Annotated in this window: 21 protein-coding genes and 1 pseudogene; 8 read left to right on the top strand and 14 right to left on the bottom strand. The window is 72.7% G+C overall.

The genetic code is table 11. The features are described from left to right. Position 1: 1 nt before the first annotated feature. Together ACFWXC_RS37825 and ACFWXC_RS37820 are read right to left on the bottom strand one after the other, a co-directional pair. Positions 2 to 241, bottom strand: a complete 240-nt coding sequence (locus ACFWXC_RS37825; RefSeq protein WP_384486073.1) for a hypothetical protein — start codon at positions 239 to 241, stop codon at positions 2 to 4. A gap of 13 nt (positions 242 to 254) precedes the next feature. After that, positions 255 to 1,226: an alpha/beta hydrolase gene (locus ACFWXC_RS37820; RefSeq protein WP_384486071.1), complete on the bottom strand. Its 972-nt coding sequence runs from the start codon at positions 1,224 to 1,226 to the stop codon at positions 255 to 257. Positions 1,227 to 1,570: 344 nt separating this feature from the next. Between ACFWXC_RS37820 and ACFWXC_RS37815 the strand changes: the two genes are divergently transcribed. The 5 genes from ACFWXC_RS37815 to ACFWXC_RS37795 all read left to right on the top strand — a co-directional run bounded on the left by ACFWXC_RS37815 (position 1,571) and on the right by ACFWXC_RS37795 (position 7,074). Continuing rightward, positions 1,571 to 3,442 carry an amidohydrolase gene (locus ACFWXC_RS37815; protein ID WP_384486131.1) on the top strand — a complete coding sequence of 624 codons (1,872 nt, stop codon included), beginning with the start codon at positions 1,571 to 1,573 and terminating at the stop codon, positions 3,440 to 3,442. A gap of 67 nt (positions 3,443 to 3,509) precedes the next feature. Continuing rightward, entirely contained in the window at positions 3,510 to 4,172 is a 663-nt protein-coding gene (locus ACFWXC_RS37810; RefSeq protein ID WP_384486069.1) for a hydrolase, read from the top strand. Positions 4,173 to 4,221: 49 nt separating this feature from the next. Beyond that, positions 4,222 to 4,746, top strand: coding sequence for a DoxX family protein (locus ACFWXC_RS37805; RefSeq protein ID WP_384486067.1), 525 nt, complete (start codon positions 4,222 to 4,224; stop codon positions 4,744 to 4,746). Then, on the top strand, positions 4,727 to 5,467 hold the full coding sequence (locus ACFWXC_RS37800) for a YoaK family protein (RefSeq protein WP_384486065.1): 741 nt from the start codon (positions 4,727 to 4,729) through the stop codon (positions 5,465 to 5,467). The genes ACFWXC_RS37805 and ACFWXC_RS37800 overlap by 20 nt, the downstream gene beginning before the upstream one ends. Next, a complete protein-coding gene (locus ACFWXC_RS37795; protein WP_384486063.1) occupies positions 5,464 to 7,074 on the top strand; it encodes an MFS transporter in 1,611 nt (536 codons plus the stop codon). The genes ACFWXC_RS37800 and ACFWXC_RS37795 overlap by 4 nt, the downstream gene beginning before the upstream one ends. Positions 7,075 to 7,078: 4 nt before the next feature. Here ACFWXC_RS37795 and ACFWXC_RS37790 read toward each other — a convergent pair whose 3' ends face one another. The 3 genes from ACFWXC_RS37790 to ACFWXC_RS37780 all read right to left on the bottom strand — a co-directional run bounded on the left by ACFWXC_RS37790 (position 7,079) and on the right by ACFWXC_RS37780 (position 10,735). After that, positions 7,079 to 8,821 carry a pyruvate dehydrogenase gene (locus ACFWXC_RS37790; protein WP_384486061.1) on the bottom strand — a complete coding sequence of 581 codons (1,743 nt, stop codon included), beginning with the start codon at positions 8,819 to 8,821 and terminating at the stop codon, positions 7,079 to 7,081. 122 nt (positions 8,822 to 8,943) lie between these two features. After that, the gene (locus tag ACFWXC_RS37785; protein WP_384486059.1) at positions 8,944 to 9,282 is read right to left on the bottom strand and encodes a GNAT family N-acetyltransferase; all 339 of its coding nucleotides are present in this window, start codon (positions 9,280 to 9,282) and stop codon (positions 8,944 to 8,946) included. A 91-nt stretch (positions 9,283 to 9,373) separates the two neighbouring features. Further along, positions 9,374 to 10,735 (bottom strand): dihydrolipoyl dehydrogenase family protein, encoded by a 1,362-nt coding sequence (locus ACFWXC_RS37780; RefSeq protein ID WP_384486057.1) that lies wholly within the window; start codon positions 10,733 to 10,735, stop codon positions 9,374 to 9,376. 211 nt (positions 10,736 to 10,946) lie between these two features. Between ACFWXC_RS37780 and ACFWXC_RS37775 the strand changes: the two genes are divergently transcribed. Continuing rightward, entirely contained in the window at positions 10,947 to 11,534 is a 588-nt protein-coding gene (locus ACFWXC_RS37775; RefSeq protein ID WP_384486056.1) for a Dps family protein, read from the top strand. A 133-nt stretch (positions 11,535 to 11,667) separates the two neighbouring features. Here ACFWXC_RS37775 and ACFWXC_RS37770 read toward each other — a convergent pair whose 3' ends face one another. Continuing rightward, on the bottom strand, positions 11,668 to 12,315 hold the full coding sequence (locus ACFWXC_RS37770; protein ID WP_384486054.1) for an FMN reductase: 648 nt from the start codon (positions 12,313 to 12,315) through the stop codon (positions 11,668 to 11,670). Then, positions 12,312 to 13,083 (bottom strand): annotated as a pseudogene (locus tag ACFWXC_RS37765) (CE1758 family FMN-dependent luciferase-like monooxygenase); the annotation flags it as partial. The gene ACFWXC_RS37770 and the pseudogene ACFWXC_RS37765, both read right to left, overlap by 4 nt. Positions 13,084 to 13,204: 121 nt before the next feature. On the opposite strand from ACFWXC_RS37765, the gene ACFWXC_RS37760 reads away from it, so the two are divergent. Further along, positions 13,205 to 14,176, top strand: coding sequence for a hypothetical protein (locus tag ACFWXC_RS37760; protein ID WP_384486052.1), 972 nt, complete (start codon positions 13,205 to 13,207; stop codon positions 14,174 to 14,176). A gap of 28 nt (positions 14,177 to 14,204) precedes the next feature. Then, entirely contained in the window at positions 14,205 to 14,708 is a 504-nt protein-coding gene (locus ACFWXC_RS37755; RefSeq protein WP_384486050.1) for a MaoC family dehydratase, read from the top strand. 109 nt (positions 14,709 to 14,817) lie between these two features. Here the strand turns inward: ACFWXC_RS37755 and ACFWXC_RS37750 are convergent, their stop codons facing one another. The 7 genes from ACFWXC_RS37750 to ACFWXC_RS37720 all read right to left on the bottom strand — a co-directional run bounded on the left by ACFWXC_RS37750 (position 14,818) and on the right by ACFWXC_RS37720 (position 23,673). Further along, positions 14,818 to 16,314 (bottom strand): ATP-binding cassette domain-containing protein, encoded by a 1,497-nt coding sequence (locus tag ACFWXC_RS37750; protein WP_384486048.1) that lies wholly within the window; start codon positions 16,312 to 16,314, stop codon positions 14,818 to 14,820. After that, positions 16,311 to 18,026, bottom strand: a complete 1,716-nt coding sequence (locus tag ACFWXC_RS37745) for an ATP-binding cassette domain-containing protein (protein ID WP_384486046.1) — start codon at positions 18,024 to 18,026, stop codon at positions 16,311 to 16,313. Before ACFWXC_RS37745 ends, ACFWXC_RS37750 begins: the two co-directional genes overlap by 4 nt. After that, a complete protein-coding gene (locus ACFWXC_RS37740) occupies positions 18,023 to 19,309 on the bottom strand; it encodes a cytochrome d ubiquinol oxidase subunit II (protein ID WP_384486045.1) in 1,287 nt (428 codons plus the stop codon). The genes ACFWXC_RS37745 and ACFWXC_RS37740 overlap by 4 nt, the downstream gene beginning before the upstream one ends. Continuing rightward, on the bottom strand, positions 19,302 to 20,663 hold the full coding sequence (locus ACFWXC_RS37735; protein ID WP_384486043.1) for a cytochrome ubiquinol oxidase subunit I: 1,362 nt from the start codon (positions 20,661 to 20,663) through the stop codon (positions 19,302 to 19,304). The genes ACFWXC_RS37740 and ACFWXC_RS37735 overlap by 8 nt, the downstream gene beginning before the upstream one ends. 21 nt (positions 20,664 to 20,684) lie before the next feature. Continuing rightward, positions 20,685 to 21,587 carry a glyoxalase gene (locus tag ACFWXC_RS37730; protein WP_384486041.1) on the bottom strand — a complete coding sequence of 301 codons (903 nt, stop codon included), beginning with the start codon at positions 21,585 to 21,587 and terminating at the stop codon, positions 20,685 to 20,687. 92 nt (positions 21,588 to 21,679) lie between these two features. Beyond that, entirely contained in the window at positions 21,680 to 22,651 is a 972-nt protein-coding gene (locus ACFWXC_RS37725) for a helix-turn-helix domain-containing protein (RefSeq protein ID WP_384486039.1), read from the bottom strand. Then, positions 22,645 to 23,673 (bottom strand): helix-turn-helix domain-containing protein, encoded by a 1,029-nt coding sequence (locus tag ACFWXC_RS37720; RefSeq protein WP_384486037.1) that lies wholly within the window; start codon positions 23,671 to 23,673, stop codon positions 22,645 to 22,647. Before ACFWXC_RS37720 ends, ACFWXC_RS37725 begins: the two co-directional genes overlap by 7 nt. Between the last annotated feature and the right edge of the window lie 19 nt (positions 23,674 to 23,692).

Raw genomic sequence — 23,692 nt, 5'->3', positions numbered from 1 at the left:
GTCAGCGCGGGTCGACGCCGATGTCCGTGTCGATGTCGTATCCGGCTTCCGCGTGGTCGGGGGCGGGGTGCGCGATGTCGGTCCCCATGTCGAAGGCCGCCGTCTCGATGGCCTCCTCCAGCTCGGCTTCCTCGCGCTCGGCCTTGGTCCGGCGGTGGTGCTCGGTCAGCTGGTCCTTGAGGTGCTTCAGGCGCGGGTGGCCGTCCTGTGCGGAGGGCTCGGACGGCTCGTTCGCGGTCACGCCGTCGCCCGGGTCAGCCGGTGTACAGGGCCGCGTGCAGCGTGCGCACCGCCAGGGAGATGGCGGCCTCGGCGGCGTGGGTCTCGCGCAGCGCGTCGAGCATCACGAAGTCGTGGATGATGCCCTGGAAGCGGACGGCGGTGACGGGCACGCCGGCCTCGCGGAGCTTGTTGGCGTAGGCCTCGCCCTCGTCGCGCAGGACGTCGGCCTCGCCGGTGACGACCAGGGCCGGGGGCAGGCCGGTGAGCTGTTCGGTGGTGGCGCGCAGCGGGGACGCGGTGATCTGGGCGCGCTCGGCCTCGTCGGTCGTGTACTGGTCCCAGAACCACTGCATGCCGTCGCGGCGCAGGAAGTAGCCGGTGGCGAACTGGTGGTAGGAGTCGGTGTCGAAGCTCGCGTCGGTCACGGGGTAGAACAGCACCTGCTGGAGCAGCGGAACACCGCCGCGCTCCTTCGCCATCAAGGTGAGGGCGGCGGTCATGTTGCCGCCGACCGAGTCACCGGCCACCGCGATCCGGGCGGGGTCCAGGCCCTTGCCGGCGCCCTGCTCCACGACCCATTGGGCGACGGCCCAGTTCTGCTCGATGGCGACCGGGTAGCGGACCTCGGGCGAGAGGTCGTACTCGGGGAAGACGACGGCGGCGTTGGCGCCGACGGCCAGTTCGCGGACCAGGCGGTCATGGGTGTGGGCGTTGCCGAAGACCCAGCCGGCGCCGTGGATGTAGATGATGACCGGCAGAGTGCCCGTGGCGCCGGCCGGCTTGACGATGCGCGCCCGGACGGTGCCCGTGGGACCGCCGGAGACCGTGATCCACTCCTCGTCGATCACCGGCTTCTCGATCTCGCCGGACTGCACGTCGTCGACGGCCTTGCGGCCGTCCGCCGGGGCGAGGTCGAAGAGGTAGGGCGGGTTGGCGGTGGCCTCGACAAAGGCCTGGGCGGCGGGTTCGAGCACCGGCTCGACGGGCGTGAACGCTTCGGACATGGGAGTCTCCTGGGATTGCGTGGGGCACACCGGTCGGTCCGGCGCCGCTGCGGCCCACCGTAGGAGCGCGGTGCGCCGGGCAGTTGCCCCGGAGCGCACTTCCGGCGGCCCCGCAGCGCACGTGCGGACGCGCCGCGCCGCGGAGCCTGCGGAGCGATGCGCTGCGGGACCGGTATGGCGGTGCGCTGCGGGACCGGTACGAGTGCGCGCACAGGACACACCGCGGCGGGGACCGGACCTAGCGTGACGGCTCGGCGGTCGCGGTTCGCCTCTGATTCGACGGCGAACACGGACCCCGGCACCGCAATTCCCATCCCGGAGGGGGTCCCGCAAGCGTGTCCTCAATGCCGGTCGGCGGTCTGGTTCCTCAGGCCGTCGACGATCCCGCAGACCTCGTCGTGCGCAACGCGAAAATCCACACCGCAGACCCGAACCGCCCGCATGCCGGGGCGATCGCCGTCCGGGACGGTGTGGTCACGGTCGTCGGCGACGACAAGGACGTGGCCCCGCACATCGGTTCGGCCACCAAAGTCGTGGACGCGCTCGGGCGGCGGGTGGTCCCGGGGCTCAACGACGCCCATCTGCACGTGATCCGCGGCGGGCTCAACTACGTACTGGAGCTGCGCTGGGACGGCGTCCCCACGCTGCGCCAGGGCCTGGCGATGCTGCGCGAGCAGGCCGCCCGCACCCCGAAGGGGCAGTGGGTGCGGGTGGTGGGCGGCTGGTCGGCCGAGCAGTTCGCCGAACGGCGGCTGCCGACCGTCGCCGAGCTGAACGCGGCCGCCCCGGACACCCCGGTGTTCGTCCTGCACCTGTACCAGTCCGCCGTCCTCAACCGGGCGGCGCTGAAGGCCGCCGGATTCGACAAGGACACCCCCGACCCCAGGGGCGGCCAGATCGTGCGCGGCCGGGACGGGGAGCCGACGGGCATGCTGCTGGCCGCGCCCAGCGCCCTCATCCTCTACTCGACGCTGGCCAAGGCGCCGGTGCTGGACGAGGAGCACCGGAAGTCCTCGACCCGGCATTTCCTGCGCGAGCTGAACCGGTTCGGACTGACCTCGGCGATCGACGCGGCCGGCGGCTTCCAGAACTTCCCCGAGAACTACAGCACCGTCATCGAGCTGGCCGCGGCCGGTGAGCTGTCGCTGCGTATCGCCTACCACCTCTTCCCGCAGACCGCGGGCCAGGAGGTCGCCGACCTCACCCGCTGGATCGAGATGGCGGACTACGGGGACGGCGACGCATGGCTGCGGCTCAACGGCGCGGGCGAGAACCTCACCTGGGCGGCGGCGGACTTCGAGAACTTCAACCAGCCGCGTCCCGAACACGACGACTACGAGCCGGAGTTCGAGAAGGCGGTGCGTCTTCTCATGGAGAACGGCTGGGGGTTCCGGCTGCACGCCACGTACGACGAGACCATCCGCCGGGATCTCGCGGTCTTCGAGAAGCTGGCCGCCGAGGGTCTCTTCCCGGCCGGAAACCGATGGTTGTTCGACCACGCGGAGACCGTGTCGGCCGAGAGCCTCGACCGCGTGGCCGCGCTCGGCGGTGCGCTGTCCGTGCAGAACCGGCTGTCCTTCCAGGGCGAGGCCTTCCTGCGCCGCTACGGCCCCGGTGCCGCGGCCGACGCCCCGCCCATCCGGGAGATGCTGGAGCGCGGGCTGACCGTGGCCGCCGGCACCGACGCCACCCGGGTCTCCACCTACAACCCCTGGGTCGCCCTGCACTGGCTGATCAGCGGGCGCAACGCCGGTGACCTCGTGCTCCGCCCCCGGTCCAACCGTGTGGACCGGCAGACCGCCCTGCGCATGTTCACCCGGGCCGGCGCCGAGCTGACGGGTGAGGAGGGAGTCAAGGGCATCCTGCGCCCGGGCTTCTTCGCGGACCTCGCGATCCTCTCCGACGACTACTTCACCGTGCCCGAACCGGAGATCGCCCACATCGAGTCGCTGCTCACGGTCACCGGCGGCCGGATCGTCTACGCCGCCGGCGAGTACGAGGGCCTCGACGAGGAGCTGCCGGCCATCGCCCCCGGCTGGAGCCCGGTGGCGCACTTCGGCGGCTACCAGGCTGCCCCGCGCGGACTGGCGGGCGTACGCCAGGCGGAGGCGCTTGGCGAGGCCGTCGCCGAGTCCGAGCTGCACCGCGCCTGGCGGGTCCGGCGCGGCCTGATCCCGGACGGCGCCGCCACACCGTCCGACCCCTGCTTCCTCTGAGACTCCCGGGAGGACCACTCCTTCCGGGCCGCTGTCCCTGCTTGCCTGCCGAGAAAGGTTTCCCGTCATGGTCGATATCGCCCAGGTCACCGCTGCCCCCAGCCCCGACCTCCTCACCCCCGACAACTGCGCCGTGCTGTTCGTGGACCACCAGCCGCAGATGTTCTTCGGCACCGGCAGCGGCGACCGCACCGCGATCATCAACTCCACCCTGGGTCTGGCCAAGGCCGCCAAGGCGTTCGGCGTGCCGGTCGTGCTGAGCACCGTGGCCGCCGAGTCCTTCTCGGGCCCGATCATGCCGCAGCTCGCGGACGTCTTCCCCGGCCAGGAGATCATCGACCGCACCACGATGAACGCCTGGGAGGACGCGGCGTTCGTCGAGGCCGTCAAGGCGACCGGCCGCGAGAAGCTCGTCATAGCCGGTCTGTGGACGGAGGTGTGCGTGGTCCTGCCGGCGCTCTCCGCCATCGCCCAGGGCTACGAGGTCTACGTGGTCGCCGACGCATCCGGCGGTGTCACCCCGCAGGCCCATGGGCACGCCGTGCAGCGCATGGTCCAGGGCGGCGCCGTGCCGGTCACCTGGGTCCAGGTACTCCTGGAGCTGCAGCGCGACTGGGCCCGCACGGAGACGTACGAGGCGGTCACGAACGTGGTCAAGGAGAACGGCGGCGCCTACGGCCTCGGCCTGGTCTACGCCCAGACCATGATCGGCGCCCACGCGGCCGGCTGAGCAGACGTCACATACCGAGACAGGAACAGGCAGGAACAGGCAGAAAGACATGGATGCTGGACTGCTGGTCCTCCGGCTGCTGGCGGGACTCCTCATCGCCGGCCACGGAGTGCAGAAGGTGAGCTTCCACCTCGGGGGCAAGGGCTTGGTGGGTGGAACGGAGGAGTTCCGCCACGACGGTTTCCGCGGCGGCCGGCTGACTGCCGTCGTCGCGGGCGGCAGCCAGATAGGCGCCGGCGTGTTCCTGGCCGCCGGCCTGCTCACGCCGCTGGCCGCGATGGCCGCGATGGGCGTGATGACGGTCGCCGGAACGGTCAAGTGGCCCAAGGGCCTGTGGGTGCAGAACGACGGGTACGAGTATCCGCTGGTCCTCGTCGTCATCTCGGTGGCACTGGCCCTCACCGGGCCCGGCCGGTGGTCCGTCGACCACGCGCTGGGCCTCACCCCGTGGCCGCTGTGGCTCGTCCTCGCGGCTGTCGTGACCGGCCCCACGAGCGGACTGCTCACCCGCGCGGTGCTGCACCGCGCCCCCTCCGCACCGGAAGGAGCTCCTCGTGCGCAGGCTGCTGACTGACGCCCTCCACACACTGGTACCGCCCCGGGACGACCGGCACGGCCCGCTCCCTCCCCTGCTGTTGATGCTCACGGTGGTCACCGGGCTGGTCGACGCGGTGAGTTATCTGTCCCTCGGGCATGTCTTCGTCGCCAACATGACGGGCAACGTGGTGTTCCTCGGCTTCGCGCTGGCGGGCGCCCCGAACCTGTCCGCACTCGCCTCCGTCGTCGCGCTGGCCGCGTTCCTGGCCGGAGCGCTGGCCGGCGGGCGGCTGGGCACCCGGTTCGCCGCCCACCGCGGGAATCTGCTGAAGACGGCGACGGCCGTACAGACCGTGCTGGTCGCCGTCACGGTGGCCGCCGCCGCGGTCGGCGACGGCCGGGTCGGCACCGTAGTGCAGTACACACTGATCGTGTTCCTCGGGCTCGCCATGGGCCTGCAGAACGCGGTCGCCCGGCGCCTCGGTGTCCCCGACATGACCACGACCGTACTTACGCTGACTCTGACGGGCCTGGCCGCGGACTCCACCGCGGCGGGCGGCGCCGCACCCCGGCCCGGCCGCCGGATCCTGTCCGTCCTGGCCATGCTGCTCGGCGCGTTCGCGGGGACCGAACTCCTGCTCCACGGCCATCTGGTGCTCACCCTGGGCCTGGCCCTGCTGCTCCTGGCCCTCACGTCCCTGGCGACGCACCGCCTGGCCGGCGGCGACCCCGCCTGGACCCGGTCGGGAGCGGCATGAGCGACGCCGCCGCCGACTCCCCGTGGGCGCCCCTCGCGATCCGTGTGTTCCGGGCGCTGTGGATCGCCCAGCTGGTCTCCAACATCGGCAGCTGGATGCAGACGGTCGGTGCCCAGTGGCTGCTGGTCGGGGACAGTGCCGCACTGGTGACGCTGGTGCAGACCGCGTCCAGCCTGCCCGTCGTCCTCCTCGCGCTGCCCTCCGGGGTGGTCGCCGACCGGTTCGACCGGCGTGCGGTGCTGGTGACCGCGCAGTTCGCGATGCTCGCGGTGTCCGGGGTGCTGGCCGCGCTCGCGTTCCTGGACGCGCTCTCGCCGACGGCGCTGCTGCTCCTGACCTTCCTGCTGGGCTGCGGCACCGCGCTGATGGGCCCGGCCTGGCAGGCGATCCAGCCGGAGCTGGTGGAGCGGGAGCGGCTCGGTCAGGCGGCGGCGCTGGGCGCGGTGAACATGAACCTGGCCCGTGCCGTCGGCCCGGCGCTCGGCGGGGCTGTGGTCGCGGCGGCGGGCGCGGGCTGGGTCTTCGCCTTCAACGCGGCGTCCTACGTGGGTATCGCGGCCGTCCTGCTGCTGTGGCGGCGCCCCGCCGCGGCCGCCGTCCCGCCCGCCGGGAACGAGGGGCTGCTGGCCGCCCTGTACGCCGGCCGCCGCTACGTCTGGAACGCGCCCGGCGTCCGCCGGATCCTGCTGCGCACGCTCTTGTTCATCCCCGGCGGCGCCGCCCTGTGGGCCCTGCTGCCGCTGACCGCGAGCCGCTCCCTCGGCCTCGGCTCGGGCGGCTACGGACTGCTCCTCGGGGCGGTGGGCATCGGCGCGGTCGGCGGCGCCTTCCTGCTGCCCCGCGCCCGTCGCCTGCTGGGCGCCAACGGCACCCTCGCGGCCGGCGCCCTGGTGTTCGCCGGGGTGCTCGCGGTGCTGGCCACAGTCCACGTCCCGTGGCTGGTCGCGCTCGCCCTGCTGCCCGCGGGCCTCGCCTGGATCTCCGTCCTGTCCACGCTCAACGCGGCCGTGCAGACCCGGCTCCCCGGCTGGGTCAGGGCTCGCGGACTCGCCGTCTATCTCCTGGTCTTCCAGGGCGGACAGGCGCTGGCCGCGCCCCTGTGGGGTGCGGTGGCCGACTGGCTCGGGCTGAGCGCCTGTCTGCTGATCGCCGGCGGCGCCATGCTGCTGAGCGCGGCCAGCGTACGGCGCTGGCCGCTGCACGATGCCGAGGGCATCAACCCCACGCCCTCCGACCACTGGCCGGCGCCTCCCCTGGTGTTCGAACCCGGAGAGGCCGACGGCCCGGTCCTGGTCTCCGTCGTCTACCGCGTCCCGGCCGACCGGCAGGCCGAGTTCACGAACCGCATGCACCGCGTGGCGCGCTCCCGGCGCCGTACCGGAGCCCTGTCCTGGGGCCTCTACCAGGACGGCCACGACCCCGAACGCTTCGTCGAGAACTACCTGGTCTCGTCCTGGGCCGAGCACCGGGCCCAGCACCACGTCCGGCTGACGGCCACCGACCGCCGGTTCGAGGAGGAGGCCCGCGCACTGCTCACCCCGGGCACCGCGCCCGAGGTGACGCACGCCTTCGACACCTCGGGCGGACCGGCGGTGCTGCCGCGCTGAGCCCTCAAGGGCGGGGAATGTTGCGGAGGTTGGCCCGCGCCAGGTGCACCATGCGGCCGACTCCACCGCTCAGCACCGTCCGGCTCGCGGAGAGCGCGAAGCCGCTGACCTGCTCGGCGGTGATCTTCGGCGGGACGGCCAGGACGGCGGGGTCGGTGACGACGTCGACCAGCGCGGGCCCGTCATGGGCGAAGGCCTCGCGCAGCGCGCCGCGTACGTCGGCGGGCTTCTCCACGCGAATACCCCGTGCCCCGGCCGCGGTGGCGATGGCCGCGTAGTCGGTGTGCGGGTAGGACGTGGCGTGCGGGGGCAGGCCGTCGACCATCATCTCCAGGTCGACCATGCCGAGCGAGGAGTTGTTGAAGACGACGACCTTCACCGGGAGGCCGTACTGGACGAGGGTGAGGAAGTCGCCCATCAGCATGGAGAAGCCGCCGTCGCCGGAGAGCGAGACGACCTGCCGGCCGCGGTCCAGGAACTGCGCGCCGATCGCCTGGGGCAGCGCGTTGGCCATCGAGCCGTGCACGAAGGAGCCGAGGATGCGGCGGCGGCCGTTCGGCGTGAGGTAACGCGCGGCCCACACACAGCACATGCCGGTGTCCACAGTGAACACGGCGTCGTCGGCGGCCTCTTCGTCCAGTACCGCGGCCACGTACTCGGGGTGGATCGGGGTCTGCTTCTCGACGTTGCGTGTATACGCGTTCACGGCACCTTCGAGGGCATGCGCGTGCCGCTCCAGCATGCGGTCGAGGAACCGGCGCGACGACTTCTCCCGCACAGCGGGGGTCAGGCACCGCAAGGTCTCGCCCACGTCGCCCCAGACGGCGAGATCGAGCTGGGTGCGCCGGCCGAGCCGCTCGGGCTGGACGTCGACCTGGACCGTGCGCACGTGACGTGGCAGGAACTCGGTGTACGGGAAGTCCGTGCCGAGGAGGATCAGCAGGTCGGCCTCGTGCATCGCCTCGTAGGCGGCGCCGTAACCGAGCAGTCCGCTCATGCCGACGTCGTACGGGTTGTCGTACTGGATGTGCTCCTTGCCGCGCAGCGCGTGCCCGACCGGTGCCTTGACCTTCTCGGCGAAGGCCATCACCTCGGCGTGGGCACCGGCGACGCCCCGGCCGCAGAACACCATCACGCGTTCCGCGGCGTCCACGAGCTCGGTGAGGCGGGCGAGTTCCCGGTCACCCGGCCGGATGGCGGGCAGATCCAGGGGCAGGGTCAGTTCCGGCGCCGCGTCCGGGGTGTCCTCGGCGGCGGTGTCGCCGGAGAGGGCCACGACCGACACACCGCGGCGGCCGACGGCGTGCTGGATCGCCGTCTGCACCACGCGCGGCATCTGGTGGGGCGAGGAGATCAGCTCCGAGTAGTGGCTGCACTCGGCGAACAGCCGGTCGGGGTGGGTCTCCTGGAAGTAGCCGGTGCCGATCTGGCCGCTGGGTATCTGGGCGGCCAGCGCGAGCACCGGTGCCATCGAGCGGTGGGCGTCGTACAGGCCGTTGATCAGGTGCAGGTTGCCCGGGCCGCAGGAGCCGGCGCAGGCGGCGAGGCGGCCGGTGAGCTGGGCCTCCGCGCCGGCCGCGAACGCCGCGACCTCTTCGTGGCGGACCTGGACCCATTCCACCGCGTCATGCCGTCTGACCGCGTCGACGACCGGGTTCAGGCTGTCCCCGACCACTCCGTAGATGCGGCGCACACCGGCGCGCGCGATGAGGTCGACGTACTGTTCCGCGATGGTCTGCTTGGCCATGGCACTCCTCGGGCTCCGGCGGCGCGGCGGGGGCCGTCGCGCCGCCGGTCACGGTAACGGCCCGGGGCGTACCGGAGTTGACCATCAGCGCACCGGATCACCTCCGGCAGCGCATGTCACGCTCAGTCGAGTTCGCCGCGCAGCCACTGCAGTACGTCGGGGGTCACCGGGTCGGCCAGATCGGCGAACTCCTCGTGCTTCTGGAGGAACTTGGCCACGTACTTGCACACGGGTACGACGCGTTTCCCGCCGGCGCGGACGTCGGTGAGCGCCTCCTCGACCAGCCGGCCGGCCAGGCCCTGTCCGGCGAAGGCGTCGTCGACCTCGGTGTGGTAGAAGACCCGCTGGTCACCGTGGTCACGGTAGGCGGTGAGGCCGGCGCGTTCGCCGTCGACCAGGATCTCGTAGCGGCTCTTGGCGTCGTTGTGTACGACTACGGGGGTGGTGGCGGGCCGGTTCATCGGATTCCCTTCATCGCGATCTTCTTCATCGGTGGCGCCCTCGGCTCCCGGCTCGGCTCGATCACCTGCCGGTCCGGCGGCTGGAGCGCGGTCAGCGTAGGGCGGCGAGGGCCGTTTCCATCGCGCGATGGAAGGTCGGGTACGTGTAGATCATGTGCCGCAGCCGCTCGACCGGGACCTCGGCGTGAACGGCGACGTTCAGCCCGTACAGCAGCTCGCCGCCGGCCGGTCCTGCCGAGGTCGCACCGACCAGGACGCCCCGGTCGGCGTCCTCGACCAGCTTGAGGAAGCCCTCGCCTCCCGGCCCGTGGATCCAGCCACGGGTCGAGGAGGCGTTCGGCAGCACGGCGGTCCGCACCCGCAGCCCCCGGTCGCGGGCCTGCCGCTCGGTCAGTCCGACCGCCGCGATCTCGGGGGCGATGAAGGTGACCCGGGGCAGTGCCCGGTAGTCGGCGTCGGGGCCCGGCCTGCCGAGGATGTCGCGTACGGCGATCTGCGCCTGGTACATGGACACATGGGTAAAGGCGCCCCGTCCGGTGATGTCGCCGACCGCCCACAGACCGTCCGCCGCCCGCATCTGTCCGTCGGTGAGGACAGCGCGCGCGGTCGGGTCGAGCCCGGCCGCCTCGACGCCCAGCTCGGCCAGTTCGCTGTACCGTCCGGTGGCGACGAGCAGCCGCTCGGCACGGCGTGGCTCGGCCTCACCGTCGAGCCACACGGTGAACTCGGCGCCGTCATGGGCAACCTGGCGGACCCGCACTCCGGTCAGCACGGTCACTCCGTCGGCGTGCAGGGCCTCGGCGGCGAGTTCGCCCGCCTCCGGTTCTTCCTGGGCCAGCAGCCGCGCCTGCCCCTCGACGACGGTGACCCGACAGGTGAACCGGGCGAAGACCTGGGCGACCTCGACGCCGATGGCGCCGCCGCCGAGCACCAGCATCGACGCCGGGAGTTCCTTGGCGGACATGGCGTCGCGGTTGGTCCAGTACGGAGTGGCGGCGAGGCCGGGCACCGGGGGTATGCGGGGGCGGCTGCCGGCGGCCAGGACGACACCCCGGCGGGCCTCGAAGGTACGGTCGCCGACCGTCACCCGGCGCGGGCCGGTGAGACGGCCCCGGCCACGGACCAGGCGGCCGCCCTTGCCCGTCAGCCGGTCGGCCGCGACCCGGTCGTTCCAGTCGTCGGTGGCCTCGTGCCGGATACGCCCGGCGACCAGGCCCCAGTCCGGATCCACCTCGGCTCGCCCGGCCAGGGCGGACACGCGCCGGGCCTCGGCGAGGGCGTTGCCGGCCCGGATCATCATCTTGCTGGGCACGCACCCCCAGTAGGGGCACTCGCCCCCGACCAGCTCCGCCTCGACGCCGACCACGTCGAGTCCCGCCTCGGCAAGGGTGCCGGCCAGGTACTCCCCGCCCGGCCCCAGGCCGACGACAACCACGTCCACCTGCTCGTTCATGTCTGCCTCGCTCCATACGACCACCGGCCATCGACGGTAGGGCGATACGGCGGGCGGCCCGTGTCCGTGCGTGCACGGCGGTCGGTCCCAGAGCGAACCGGGTGCGCTCAGGGGTGCCGACGCGGGCGCTCCCGGGCAACGCCTCCCCCGCCGCCGCGCCTAGCGTCACTCGCGTACACAGCCGCATCGGACATCCGCCAGGAGGCGCACCATGACCACCAGCTCCGAGCCCGGGAAAGCCTTGCAGCACAGTCAGCCTTGGCTGCACCAGAAGGGGGGGATCATCCAGGAGTTCGGGACCGTCAAGCAGTTCCCCCTCGGCCTCTCGTACGAGGCGCGCATGTACTCCTGCCAGCGTCTGAACCGGGTCCTGGCGGACACCCAGATCCTGTACGGCCTCTACAAGAAGCATCACTGGCTGCTGCGTGGCGCGACCTTCTACCAACTGCACCTGTTGCTGGACAAGCACGCGGACGACCAGCTGGCCCTCGTCGACACGGTCGCCGAGCGGGTCCAGACCCTGGGCGGGGTCGCGGTGGGCGACCCGCGGCACGTCGCCGAGATCACCTCGATCCCGCGTCCGCCGGACGGCGTCGAGGAGGTCCCGGCGATGCTCTCGCGGCTCCTGGAGGCCCACGAGACGATCCTGATCGACGCCCATGACGCGGCCGCCCGGGCCGCCGAGATGGGCGACGACGGCACCAACGACCTGCTGGTCTCGCAGGTGATCCGCACCGGGGAGCTGCAGGCCTGGTTCCTGGCGGAACACCTGGTCGACACTCCCCTGGTCCGCGTCTGAGGGAGGCCGACGTCCGCCGTCGGCCTCCCCAGGATGCGGCGGAGATCGCCGCCCGGCCGAAGCGGGGCGCTCCGGCGAGCCCCCGGCCGCCGTCGCGGCGCTGCTGCGGCACATCACCCGAAGCATGCTCTTCTCAGTCGAACCGCAGGTCGGACAGCTGCCGTTCGAGGGTGCTGATCTCGTCCCCGGGCTCCGGATCCGCCGGCCGGGCGGCCATCAGGGCGCCCAGTTCGCCGCCGGCCCGGCGGATGCGCGTGGGCAGCCCGTCGGCGTACGCGCCGCCGCCGGTCCCCCAGTCCTCGGACGCCGCGTACACGGCGGTCGGTACGACGACGGCGCGCAGGTAGGCGAAGAGCGGGCGCAGCGAGTGCTCCAGGACCAGAGAGTGCCTGGCGGTCCCGCCCGTCGCGGCGACGAGGACCGGCCTGCCGGTGAGGGCGCCGGGGTCGATCAGGTCGAAGAACGACTTGAACAAGCCGCTGTAGGAGGCGCTGAACACCGGGGTCACGGCGATCAGGCCGTCGGCAGCCGTCACCGCGTCGATCGCGGCGGCCAGCGGAGGCGGCGGGAATCCGGTGACGAGGTTGTTGGCGATGGCGACGGCCAGTTCGCGCAACTCGACGACGCGGCTCTCCACTTCGTACCCCTGCGGTCCGAGTTCGCCGTGGACCGCCTCGGCGAGCCGGTCCGCGAGCAGGCGGGTGCCGGACGGGGTGCTCAGTCCCGCCGACACGGCGACGAGCCGCACCGGGCGGCCTCCGGCCGGGGCGGTGCGACTCATGCGGCGGCCTCCTGCCGGGCGGCGGCGACCAGGGAGGCGTGGGTCGGTGCCGCGGGCACGTCCGCCGGCCGCCCGGCCGCGAACTCCTTGCGCAGGACGGGTACGACCTCCTCACCCAGGATGTCGATCTGCTCCAGCACGGTCTTCAGCGGCAGCCCGGCGTGGTCCATCAGGAACAGCTGCCGCTGGTAGTCGCCGACCGACTCGCGGAAGGTCAGCGTCCGCTCGATGACCTGCTGAGGGGAGCCCACGGTCAGCGGGGTCTGCTCGGTGAAGTCCTCCAGGGACGGCCCGTGCCCGTACACGGGCGCGTTGTCGAAGTAGGGGCGGAACTCCCGCACGGCGTCCTGGGAGTTCTTCCACATGAACACCTGGCCGCCGAGACCGACGATCGCCTCCTCGGGCCGACCGTGGCCGTGGAAGGCGTACCTCCGCCGGTACAGCTGGACCATGCGCCGGGTGTGGTCGGCCGGCCAGAAGATGTTGTTGTGGAAGAAGCCGTCGCCGTAGAAGGCCGCCTGCTCGGCTATCTCCGGGGACCGGATGGAGCCGTGCCAGACGAAGGGTGGGACCCCGTCCAGCGGCCGCGGGGTGGAGGTGAACCCCTGGAGCGGGGTGCGGAAGGTCCCCTCCCAGTCGACGACGTCCTCGCGCCACAGGCGGCGCAGCAGCGCGTAGTTCTCCTTGGCGGTCGAGGCCCCGCCGGATGTCCTGCCCGAACCACGGGTAGACGGGGCCGGTGTTGCCACGGCCCAGCATCAGGTCGACCGACCGTGCGCGCACCGCGACGAACCCGCCGGCGTCCTGCCGCCGGGCCCTGACGCTCCGCGGCGCGACGCCGTGCGCCACGAGGCATGTCGCCGGGCCGTGCGTGCCTACGGTCGGGGCCATGCAGCTTCGCAGAGTTCTTGCCGCCGCCGTGGTGGGTACCACGGCGCTCGCCGCCACGATCACGAGTACGGACCTGGCCCTCGCGGCCCGGCCGCCGCTGACGTCGCCGTCCTTCGTCGCCCACCTCGACCTCGGCGCAGGACAGCAGCCCGAGAACCTCACCCTGCTTCCGGACGGTGCCGCCGCGGTCACCTTCGCCTTCTCGCGCCAGGTCGCGGTGATCGAGCGGACCGGCGCGGTCCGCGTCCTCGCGACGCTGCCCGCGCCGCCGGCGGACGCCCGGACGCCCGTGCTCGGGCCGCCCTTCCTCGGCGGCATCGTCCAGGGCCGCGCCCACACGCTCTACTTCCTCTACGCCACCGGCACCGACGACCTCACCGGCGTCTGGCGGCTGCGTCCCGGCGGCAGCCCGGAGCGCATCGCGGCGCTGCCCGCCGACACGCTGCCCAACGGCCTGGCCCTCGACCGGTCGACCGGTCAGCTGTACGCCGCCGACTCGGTGCTCGGCAGGATCTGGCGGATACCCGCCGCCGGCGGCACCCCCGAGGTGTGGGCGACCGGCTCCGCCCTCGCCCCGGCCGGCTTCCTGGGAGCCAACGGCGTCAAGGTGCACGACGGAGCCGTGTGGGTGAGCAACCTCGACCACGGAACCCTGCTGCGCATCCCGGTCCGCCACGACGGCACCCCGGGCACGATCCGCACCGCGGCGACGGACCTGACCGGCATCGACGACTTCGCGTTCACGGGCCACGGCGACCAGCTCCTCGCCGCGCTCAACGCCGGCAACGAGGTGGCCCTGGTGTCCGGGAACGGCGGCAACAGCGTCGTCCTCGACCACACCGACGGCCTACAGAACCCCACGTCCATCGCCGTCCGGGGAAGCGTGGTGTACGTGGCCGACGCCGCCTACCTCACGCAGCAGGACCCCAACCTCCTCACCACCCGCCGCCACCGCCCGTTCTCCCACTGACCCGATCCGACCCGACCGAGGACGTCCCATGAGCTCCCCCCGACCCGCTTCCGGCACCACCCCATTCGACCCCGAGCAGTTCCTCGTCGTTCCCGCCCGGACCTTCGACGAGCTGAAGGTCGGCGAGGTGTTCCGCGCCCCCAGCCGCACCCTGACCGACGCCCACTCGGCGGCGTTCCAGACCGTGTCCGCCGACAACCACCCGGTCCACTACGACGCCGAGTGGGCCCGCCGGCACGGCCACAGCGCCCCCGTGGTGCACGGCCTGCAGGTCCTCGCCTTCACCGCACCCGGCGCGACCCTGTTCCCGCACGTCATCGGTGAGGTCTTCGTCAGCTTCCTGGAGCTGTCCTGCACCTTCACCGGGGAGGTGCACTCCGGGGACACCCTGTACCCCGCGCTGACCATCACCGCCCTCGAACCCGCCGAGGACGGTGGCGACACCGGGATCGTCACCACCGCGGCCACGGTGCACAACCAGCGGGGCGAACTGGTCCTGTCCGGGCAGCACAAGTACCTGCTGCGCCGCTAGGCGCTCCCGGCAACGGCGTGGGCGCGGGGACGGAAACCGTCCCCGCGCCCACATGTGTCGCCTCAGAAGCCCTCGGATTCGGGGATCACGTGCATCGCCGCCTCGTCGGTCATACGTGCTCCATCGTCACTCGGGCCGTCAGTTCGATCCGGCCGTCAACCGGAAAGGGCAGGAGGTCGTGGTCGCGGTCGGGCAGTGCGATCACGAAAGCGGTGGCGGGAAGGGCGGAGCGGACGGCGCCCAGGACGCGGCGGGCGGTGGCCCGGTCGAGTCCGGCGGTCGGCTCGTCCAGCAGCAGGACCGGCGGATCGCGCAGCACGGCCCGCGCGAGCGCGAGCCGGCGGCGCTGGCCCTGGGAGAGCCTGCCGCCGTTCGGGCCCACCGCGAAGTCCGGCGGGATGTCGTCCAGGGCGACCAGGGCCAGCACCTCGGCGAGCCGTTCCGGGCCCGCGTCCGGGGCGGCCAGCCGCAGGTTCTCGGCGACGGTCGCGTCGGCGAGCCAGTCCTCGGCCTCGACCAGGGTGAGCGCCTGCGGTGTCCCGCGGCCCGCCAGCCGGCCCAGCAGCGTGCTTTTCCCGCTGCCGTTGGGTCCGGTCACCAGGGTGGTGGTGCCGGGCTCGGCATCGAGGGTCACCGGCGCCTCCCCGGCCGGCGGAGCAGGGACGGTGTTCAGCGGGGCCAGCCGCTGCGCCGCCGCGCGCGCCCTGCCGTACGCCGGCAGAATCCTCGGCAGTCGCTCGACCAGCTCGTGGCCGGCGGCGATCAGCAGGACCGCACCGATCGCGGCGGACACGGACTGGGCCGTCGCCGCGAGGTCCAGGGCGAGGACCAGCACGAGACACTGACCGAGCGAGCCGAGCAGGCGGAGGGACAACTGCCCGGCCCGCAGAGCCCGTCGGGTGTCCTCGTCCGCGCGATGGGCGCGCTCCATCGCCTTCGCGATCCGGGCCCGGGCCGGCGTCACCGCGTCCAGACAGATCAGTTCGGGCAACGCGTCCCGTGCGCCGAGGAGTTCGGTCCGTACGACGGCCTGCTCCCGCGCCGACCGCCGTACCGCGTCCTGCGTGCGTCGGTACGCCGCCGCGGCGGTCGCGGCGGCGAGCAGGAACACCAGCAACTCCGCCGCGCCCAGCCACGCGTCGGCGTGCCACAGCAGCCCGGTCACGACCACCGCCGTCACCGCCGTACTCGCCAGGGGGGCCAGGACGTCGGCGGGAAGCGCGCCGACGGTCGTGACGTCGTCCGTGAGCCGGCTCAGCAGGGCCCCGTCCCGCAGCGCGCGCAACTGCCGCGTCGGCAGGGCCGCGGCGCCGCGCACCAGCCGGTCCCGGAGCGCCACCGTGGCGTCGAGCAGGACACGGTGGCTGACCAGGCGCTCCGCGTAGCGCAGCCCGGTGCGGGACAGGGCGAGGGCGCGGACGGCGCCGGACGGGTACATCCACGACCACATGGTGTCGGCCCGCACCGTGACCAGGGCACACGCCGTGAGGAACCAGCCGGACACCCCGAGCAGGGTCGCGGCGGACAGTTCGGCCGCCGCGGCGAGGAGCAGGCCGTACAGCAGGTCGCGCCGTCGTACCGCCGCTCTCAGCAATCGCAGAGTCATACGAGCCGTCCCTGCTCCAGGGTGATCACCCGGTCCCCGAGGGGAAGGAGGGCCGGGCTGTGGGTGGCCAGCAGGACGGTCCGGTGCCGGGCCAGGCGGCTCAGTGCGTCCGCTACGGCCGTCTCGGCGTCCGGGTCGAGATGAGCCGTCGGCTCGTCCAGGCAGAGCAGCGGCGCGTCCCGCAACAAGGCGCGCACGAAGACCAGTTGTTGCGACTGCCCGGAGGAGAGGCCGAAGCCGCGTTCGCCGACGGGTGTGCCGAGGCCGTCGGGCAGCGCGGCCAAGAGCCGGCCGAAGCCCAACTCCTCGAAGGCGGCCCGGAGTTCGGAATCATCGGCTTTCGGTCGGGCGAGTCGGAGGTTCTCGCGCACGCTCCCGGGGAGAAGGAAGCCCGGTTGGCCGACCCAGGCCACGTGCGCGGGAGTTGCCCCCTCGGCCCCGTGCCGGGCACTGCCCCGGTCGGGCACCAGCAGGCCCGCCGCCACGGACAGGAGCGTGGACTTGCCGGCGCCACTGGGTCCGGTCACGACTACGAACTCCCCCGCCCGGATGTCGAGTTCGACCCGGTACAGGGCGGGCCGCGCCCGTCCGGGATGGACTACGGACACCTCGCGGAGGCGGACGCACAGGGGCGCGGCGCCGCGGGCGGCCGGTCGGGAACCGCGTTCGGGCACCGCACCCCGCATCGCCCCGGCGAGCAGGTCGGCCGCGGCCGCCGCCTGGGCGCGGGCGTGGTAGCCGCGGGCCAGTTCGCGGGCGGGCGCGAAGTAGGCGGGGGTGAGGGTGAGGACGAACAGGGCCGTGGCCAGGCTCATGTGGTCGGGCACGCCGGGCAGCCGCAGGTAGTCCAGGAGCACCAGGCCGCAGTAGGTGGCGACGACCGCAAGGGTGCCCGTGATGAGCAGTTCCACCCAGGCGGTGGACAGGAAGGCCACCCGCAGGACGAGGGTGGTGCGGCGGGCGAGTTCCTCGTCGTCCCGGCGCAGGGCCCGCGCGGCCTGCTCCTGCGCGCCGAGTCCGACCAGGGTCGGCAGTCCGCGCAGCTGGTCCAGGAGCCGGCCGTGCAGGGTGCGGACGGCACCGAGCTGGGCCTGCACGGCCGCCTTCGTGCCCATCCCGATGACCTTGAGGTTGACCGGCAGCAGCGGGGTGGCCAGCACCAGCAGGAGGGCCACGAACCAGCTGCGCAGGGCGATGGCGGCGAGGACGGCACCGCTGCCGAGCAGCATGGCGCGGCGGGCCGGGACGTAGTCGGTGAGCCAGTCGTCGAGGCGGGCCACCTCGGCGTCCAGGGCCTCGGCGTAGGCGACGTCCGCGAGTCCCCCGCGCGGTGCCCGCCCCGGGAGTGCCGCGCGCAGGACGCGGGCGCGCAGCGCGGACCGTACCCGGGCGGCGCCCGTCGCCGCCGCCCGGTCGCCCGCCGCCAGCAGCACGGCGCGCAGCGCCAGGCCAGCGACCACGACCGCGGCGGCCGGTGCGACGGACGCCGGCGCGGTGTGCACCTGCTGGGCGGCGAGCCCCCGTTGAGCGGCCCAGCCGAGGCCGGCCGCCCAGATCACGGTGCCGAGCTGGGCGAGGCCGCGCAGGGTGCCCGCCCGGCGCAGTTCCGGTTCGCCGATCCGCGCCCAGGCCCGCAGCCGGCGCATCGGGACCCCCTCGTCCGCGCCGTCGCCGTCGGCGAGCTCCGCCACCAGGGCCGCGGTGTCGGTCACGGGCGCTCGCCGCCGGGCAGGTCGTACTCGCCGAGCCGCCCGTCCCGGCGGTCGCCGAGGATCCAGGCGACGAGCGCGGTGCCGGACAGCAGGGCGATACCGAGCGGATCGACCCACGTGGACTCGCCGCCGAAGATGTCCTGGGATACGGCCGCCAGCAGGATGCCCAGCAGCGTCAGCAGAGTCCGGCGGACGATGACGACGACCCGGGACTCCGGCCTGGGCACGAACGGATCGGCCGATCCGTCGGCCGATCCGTCGGCCGATCCGTCGGCCGGTGCCGTCGTGGTCGGCGGCTGCCGCTCGGGCTCCCGGAACTTCCCCCGGAAGACCCACCAGGCGTAGATGTTGTAGGCCAGCACGAACGGCATGCACAGCCCGACCCCGACCACGAGGAACACCTGCGAACCGTGCGGGCTGGACGCCTCGTGCAGGGTGAGCGACGGCGGTACGACGACCGGTACCGTGGCCGCCACCAGCGCCATCAGCCCCGCACCCTCGGCGCCCAGCACCGCCGCGAACGGCCGCCAGTCCGGCCGCCGTCCGAAGCCGTACCAGGCCACCGCGCCGCAGACCGCGGCGGCGGCCACGGCGAGGCCGAAGAGCGTGGCGCGCAGAGTCTGTTCGAAGTGGAAGTGCTGCGGGTCGGCGACCTCCAGGCCGAAGCCGAGAACCAGCGCGGCCACGACGGTCGCAGCGAGCAGCGGACGGCCGAGCCGGCCCGCCCGCTCATGGGCCGTGCCCTCCGTCTTGTCCTGGAGCCAGGCGGCACCCGCCAGCAGGTACACGCAGACCAGGCCGAGCGCGCACAGCACGCCGTAGGGGGTGAGCCAGGCGAGGGCGTCGCCCGTGAAGTGGCCGTCCCGCTGCGGGAGTCCGGACAGGACCGCGCCGATCACCAGGCCCTGGCAGAGGGTCACGACGAGGGAGGCCCCGCCGAAGAGGAGTCCCCAGCCGCGCCGGTACGTGCCGGACGCGCTCTGGAACTCCAGGCCCATACCGCGCAGGATCACCGCGAACAGCATGACGATCAGCGGCGGGTACACCCCGGGCAGGACGGTCGCGTACGCCCCGGGCAGCCCGGCCCACAGGGCCACGCCGGCCAGGATGATCCAGCTCTCGTTGGCGTCCCAGGCGGTGGCGATCAGTTCGTTGTACTCGCGGCGGCGCCGCTCGTCGCGGTCGAAGAGGCTCAGCATGCCGACGCCGAGGTCGTAGCCGTCCAGGACGACGTAGGCCCCGAGCGAGAGCAGGACCAGGGCGTAGGTCAGGTACTCAGGCAACGGAGGCCTCCGGAGCGGGAGTTCGCAGGTCCGCGACCGGTTCCGGACCGGCCTTGACGGTGCGGACGATGTAGCGGATCCAGATGATGAGCAGGGTCGCGTAGAGGAGGACGAACCCGGTGAGGCTGAGGGCCGCCTCGGTGAGGGTCAGGTGGGAGACGGCGTCGGCGGTGCGCAGCTTGCCGTAGACCACCCAGGGCTGGCGGCCGGTCTCGGCGGTGATCCAGCCGCCGGTGATGGCGATGATCCCGGCGGGGGTCATCCACACCAGCCAGCGCAGGAAGCGCGGGGAGGTGAACAGGCGGCCGCGCAGGCGCAGGACCAGTCCGGCGAAGGCGGTGGCGAACATGGCGAGGGCGGTGAAGTACATCGCCCGGAAGCCGTAGAAGGCGCTCCACATGTTGGGGCGTTCGTCCGGCGGGGTCTGCAGCAGGCCCGGGACCTTGGCCTGGCCGGTCAGATCGTGGCCGATGACGGCGCCGAGGTGGGGTATCTCGATACGGAAGTCGTTCTTCCCTTTGTCCGTGTCGGGGATGACGACGAGGTTGTAGCCGTTGTTGTCGGTCTTCCAGTTGCCCTCGAACGCCTGGAGCTTGGCGGGCTGGTGCCCGCCCATGAAGACGGCGGTGGCGTCACCGACGTAGAGCTGGACGGGCATCAGGATCGCGAGCACGCCCAGGGCCACGGAGAGGGTGCGCCGGGCGAACGGCAGCGCGGATGCCCGGCGTTTGACCAGGTACCAGGCGCTGATGCCGGCGACGAACCAGGACGCGGAGATCAGGACGGCGATCAGCATGTGCGGGAAGCGGTAGCCGAACGCCGGGTTGAGGAGCACCTGCCACCAGTCGGTGACCTGGAACTGGCCGTCGGCCTCCGTGTATCCGGCCGGGTCCTGCATCCAGCTGTTGGCGGAGAGGATCCAGGTGGTGGAGAGCAGGGTGCCCGCGGCGACCATCCAGGAGGCGAGGGCCATGGTGCGGGGCTTCACCCGGCCGTCGCCGTACAGCATGATCCCGATGAAACCGGCCTCCAGGAAGAAGGCGGTGATCACCTCCATGCCGATGGTGACGCCGATGACCGGGCCGACGGCGTGCGCGTAGATGCCCCAGTTGAGGCCGAACTCGAAGGTCATCACGGTGCCGGCGACCACGCCGAGGCCGAAGCCGACGGCGAAGATCTTCTTCCAGAAGCGGAAGATCTGCAGGTAGAGCGGGTTGCCGGTGCGGACGTACACGGTGTACGCGACCGCGAGCAGCAGGGACAGGCCGACGGTGAGCGCCGGGAAGGTCATGTGGAAGATCGCCGTGATCGCGAACTGCCAGCGGGACAGTTCCACGACGGAGGACGAGGCCAAGGTGGGCTCCAGGAGGGGTGATCAGAGGTCGCTGCCCTGGTGCAGTTCGGCGACGTAACCGCCGGGGAACTGCACCATCGCCGAACCCGCGGTCGGTCCCCAAAGCACCGTCGCGCCCGCCGTCCCGGCCTTGCGCAGGGTCGCCGTGAGGTCCTTGACCGAGTAGCCGGTGGTCTCCCGTCCGAACGGGTAGGGCAGGTGGCCGTCCGTGACGCTGACGACCGTGTTGCCGAACGGGGAGCGGAGGGCGATACGGCGGTAGGTCTTCCCGGGCAGTCCGAGGTCACCGCCGTCCGCCGCGCGGTCGTCGGAGACGATCCGGCCGCCGGTGAAGCGCTGATAGGAGTGGAGGAAGTCGGTCACCGAGTCCGGTGTCAGATAGACGCGGTTGTCCGGCACGGTCTCCAGGGGCGGGTACGACGGGGCCTTGGTGTGCCAGTACAGCTGGGCGTTGATCCCGCCCGGGAACTGGATGACCGTGTCCTTGCCGATCGGGTCGTCGAACGGCGCCACGACGACGTCCGCACCGCTGTGCCGGGCCAGCCGGACGCCGCGGTCGAAGTCGCTCATGAGCCAGCCCGTCCGTTCGGCGCCGAACGGATAGGGGACGGGCGTCTTGAAGTCGAAGACGGACAGCGTGCCGACGGGCGAGAGCACCAGTTCCGACTCGGCCTTGCTGGGCGTCGGCGTGACGTCGGTGACGACCTTCGTGGTGTGGGTCCCGCCGAAGGTCGCCAGCCAGCTGTCGACGAAGGCGTCCTCCTTGCCGGGGGTGACATAGACGTGTGTGGAGTCGTACTGAGGGCCGACCGCGGTGGTCGAGGCGCGGACGGTGCTCGGGGCCGGGGACGGCGCCCCGGCTCCCACCACGCTCAATGCCACCAGCAACGCGGGGAGTGTCCGTGCCATCGCCGTGCGCTTCATGCTCGCCCCTTTCTGCGGGAAACCCCGGTGGTCCGAAAGGTAGGCGGCGCGGGCAGGTGCGATCAGTCCCAGAGCGTCCCGGGTGTGGGCCGTCAGGGAACAGCCCGCGCTCTCACTTTCCCTCCGCCCGCCGACCGCCGCCACTGTGCCGGTGACACCCCGTATGTCTCCCGGAAGGCCCGGCTGAAGTGCGAGGCACTGGTGAAGCCCCAGCGGGCGGCCACCGCGGCGATCGACCGGTGGGCGGCGCCGGGCCCGGCCAGCTCCTCGTGGGCCGCCTCCAGACGGCGGGTGCGCACCCAGGCGCCCACGGTGGTGCCCTGGCGCTGGAAGAGCCGGTGCAGATAGCGCAGCGAGATGGCGTGCTGGTCGGCGATGTCCTGCGGGGCGAGTCCGGGTTCGCCGAGCCGGGTCCGGACGGACGCGGTGATCCTCTCCCACAGGGCCGACTCGGGCTGTCCGCCGATGCGTGCGAGGGCCACGGTGGCGAGGATCTCCGCGACGGTACGGGCCAGTTGTTCACGTCGGGGCAGGCCGGGACGGGAGACCTCGTCGACGAGTCCGTCGAGCAGGGGCAGCAGCAGGCCCGCGGCTCCCCCGTCGGCGCCGTCCACCACGGTGGCCGTGAGGGCGTGCAGTTGCCGTTCCTCCAGGCGCAGCAGGGCGCGGGGCAGCATGAGGACCCGGGCCCGCTGCCGCTCGGGGAGCACGATCCGGAACGGGCGCCGGGCGTCGTAAAAGGCCAGGTCGCCGGGGCCGAGTTCGGCGGTGCGGCCGTCCTGGAGCAGCAGGGCGGTGCCCTCCAGTTGCCGGCGTACCAGGATGTGGGTGCGCGGGTCGGCGGCCACTGAGCGGGCGCCGCGCAGAATCGTTCCGGGGCCGAACTCCTCGGTGGCGATCTGGAGGGTGCCGAGACGTTCGGCGGCCACTTCGCCGGTCCACGGGCGGTCGGACTCCACGGTGACCTCGACATCCACGAAGGTCCGCGAGAGGACGCGCTGCCAGGCGGCGAGGCGGTCGCCGGGTGCCAGGTCCCGGACGGCGCAGGACACCGCCGTCAGCACGTCGGCCCGCCCGCCCGCACCCGGTCCAGCCAGTCCGTCGGCGACAGCCCGAAGGAGTTGCGGAAGGCCTTGCCGAACCCGGCGGCGCTGGCGAACCCCCAGCGCCGGGCGACCTGACCCAGGCTCACGGAGCCCGGCGGCCGCGCGGCGAGCTCCTTACGGCACTCCCACAGGCGCTGCTCGCGGATCCACTGGCACACGGTGCTGCCCTCGGCCTCGAACATCCGGTGCAGATAGCGGACCGAGATGCCGTGCACCCCGGCGATGACGGACGGGTTCAGTCCGTGGTCCGACAGGTGCCAGCGGATGTACGTCTTGACGCGCAGCAGCAGGACACCGTCGGCGCCCGGCAGTTCGGCGGGGTCCGCCCCCAGCTGGTCCGCCGCCGTGGCGGCCACCAGGTCGATGACGCTCTCGGCCAGTCGCTCGGCGGTCGGTGTCGTGTACGACTCGGAGGTGTCCGCCAGCCGCTCCAACAAGGGCGCGAGCAGGGCGGGGAGCCCGCCGCTCGGGCGGATCGCGCGGCCGGTGAGCCGCCGCACGTCGGCCTCCGGGAGTTCCAGCAGCGGGCGCGGGACCGCGAAGATCTTCAGCCGGAAGCGTTCCGGGAAGGTGGTACGGAAGGGGCGGAGAGTCTCGAAGAACCCGATGTCGCCGGTCCGCAACTCGGTGGTACGGCCGTCCTGTTCGACCTGGGCCCGGCCGGCGCTCTGCACGGCCACGAAGACCTCGCGTCCGTCGCCGCGGGCGATGAAGCGCGGTGCCCGGTGGACGTGGCCGGGATCGGCTTCCACCGTGGTGATCTGCAGGTCCCCGAGACGGTCGGTGCGCAGGGTCGCGTCGTAGGTACGGCCTTCGGCGGCGATGTCCATCCCCACCAGGGTGTCGAACACTGCGTCGTGCCAGTACTCCAGGCTCTCGTCCGGCGGAACCGAGTGCGTGGTCAGCACCCTGGTTCGCCCTCTTGCCGAGCCGGTCGGACGCCGGCGTCCCTCCTCGTAGGAGTTGATCGCTGTTGGCATGCCGTCAGCCTGTCGTGGC

The organism is Streptomyces sp. NPDC058683 (assembly GCF_042716195.1).
GTDB lineage: Bacteria > Actinomycetota > Actinomycetes > Streptomycetales > Streptomycetaceae > Streptomyces.
This window is presented reverse-complemented; position numbering and strand designations above follow the sequence as displayed.

Coding starts and splice junctions, on each gene's coding strand:
- ACFWXC_RS37820 (WP_384486071.1), bottom strand. CDS start 1,226: ATGTCCGAAGCGTTCACGCCCGTCGAGCCGGTGCTCGAACCCGCCGCC.
- ACFWXC_RS37815 (WP_384486131.1), top strand. CDS start 1,571: ATGCCGGTCGGCGGTCTGGTTCCTCAGGCCGTCGACGATCCCGCAGAC.
- ACFWXC_RS37810 (WP_384486069.1), top strand. CDS start 3,510: ATGGTCGATATCGCCCAGGTCACCGCTGCCCCCAGCCCCGACCTCCTC.
- ACFWXC_RS37805 (WP_384486067.1), top strand. CDS start 4,222: ATGGATGCTGGACTGCTGGTCCTCCGGCTGCTGGCGGGACTCCTCATC.
- ACFWXC_RS37795 (WP_384486063.1), top strand. CDS start 5,464: ATGAGCGACGCCGCCGCCGACTCCCCGTGGGCGCCCCTCGCGATCCGT.
- ACFWXC_RS37790 (WP_384486061.1), bottom strand. CDS start 8,821: ATGGCCAAGCAGACCATCGCGGAACAGTACGTCGACCTCATCGCGCGC.
- ACFWXC_RS37785 (WP_384486059.1), bottom strand. CDS start 9,282: ATGAACCGGCCCGCCACCACCCCCGTAGTCGTACACAACGACGCCAAG.
- ACFWXC_RS37780 (WP_384486057.1), bottom strand. CDS start 10,735: ATGAACGAGCAGGTGGACGTGGTTGTCGTCGGCCTGGGGCCGGGCGGG.
- ACFWXC_RS37775 (WP_384486056.1), top strand. CDS start 10,947: ATGACCACCAGCTCCGAGCCCGGGAAAGCCTTGCAGCACAGTCAGCCT.
- ACFWXC_RS37770 (WP_384486054.1), bottom strand. CDS start 12,315: ATGAGTCGCACCGCCCCGGCCGGAGGCCGCCCGGTGCGGCTCGTCGCC.
- ACFWXC_RS37760 (WP_384486052.1), top strand. CDS start 13,205: ATGCAGCTTCGCAGAGTTCTTGCCGCCGCCGTGGTGGGTACCACGGCG.
- ACFWXC_RS37755 (WP_384486050.1), top strand. CDS start 14,205: ATGAGCTCCCCCCGACCCGCTTCCGGCACCACCCCATTCGACCCCGAG.
- ACFWXC_RS37750 (WP_384486048.1), bottom strand. CDS start 16,314: ATGACTCTGCGATTGCTGAGAGCGGCGGTACGACGGCGCGACCTGCTG.
- ACFWXC_RS37730 (WP_384486041.1), bottom strand. CDS start 21,587: ATGAAGCGCACGGCGATGGCACGGACACTCCCCGCGTTGCTGGTGGCA.
- ACFWXC_RS37720 (WP_384486037.1), bottom strand. CDS start 23,673: ATGCCAACAGCGATCAACTCCTACGAGGAGGGACGCCGGCGTCCGACC.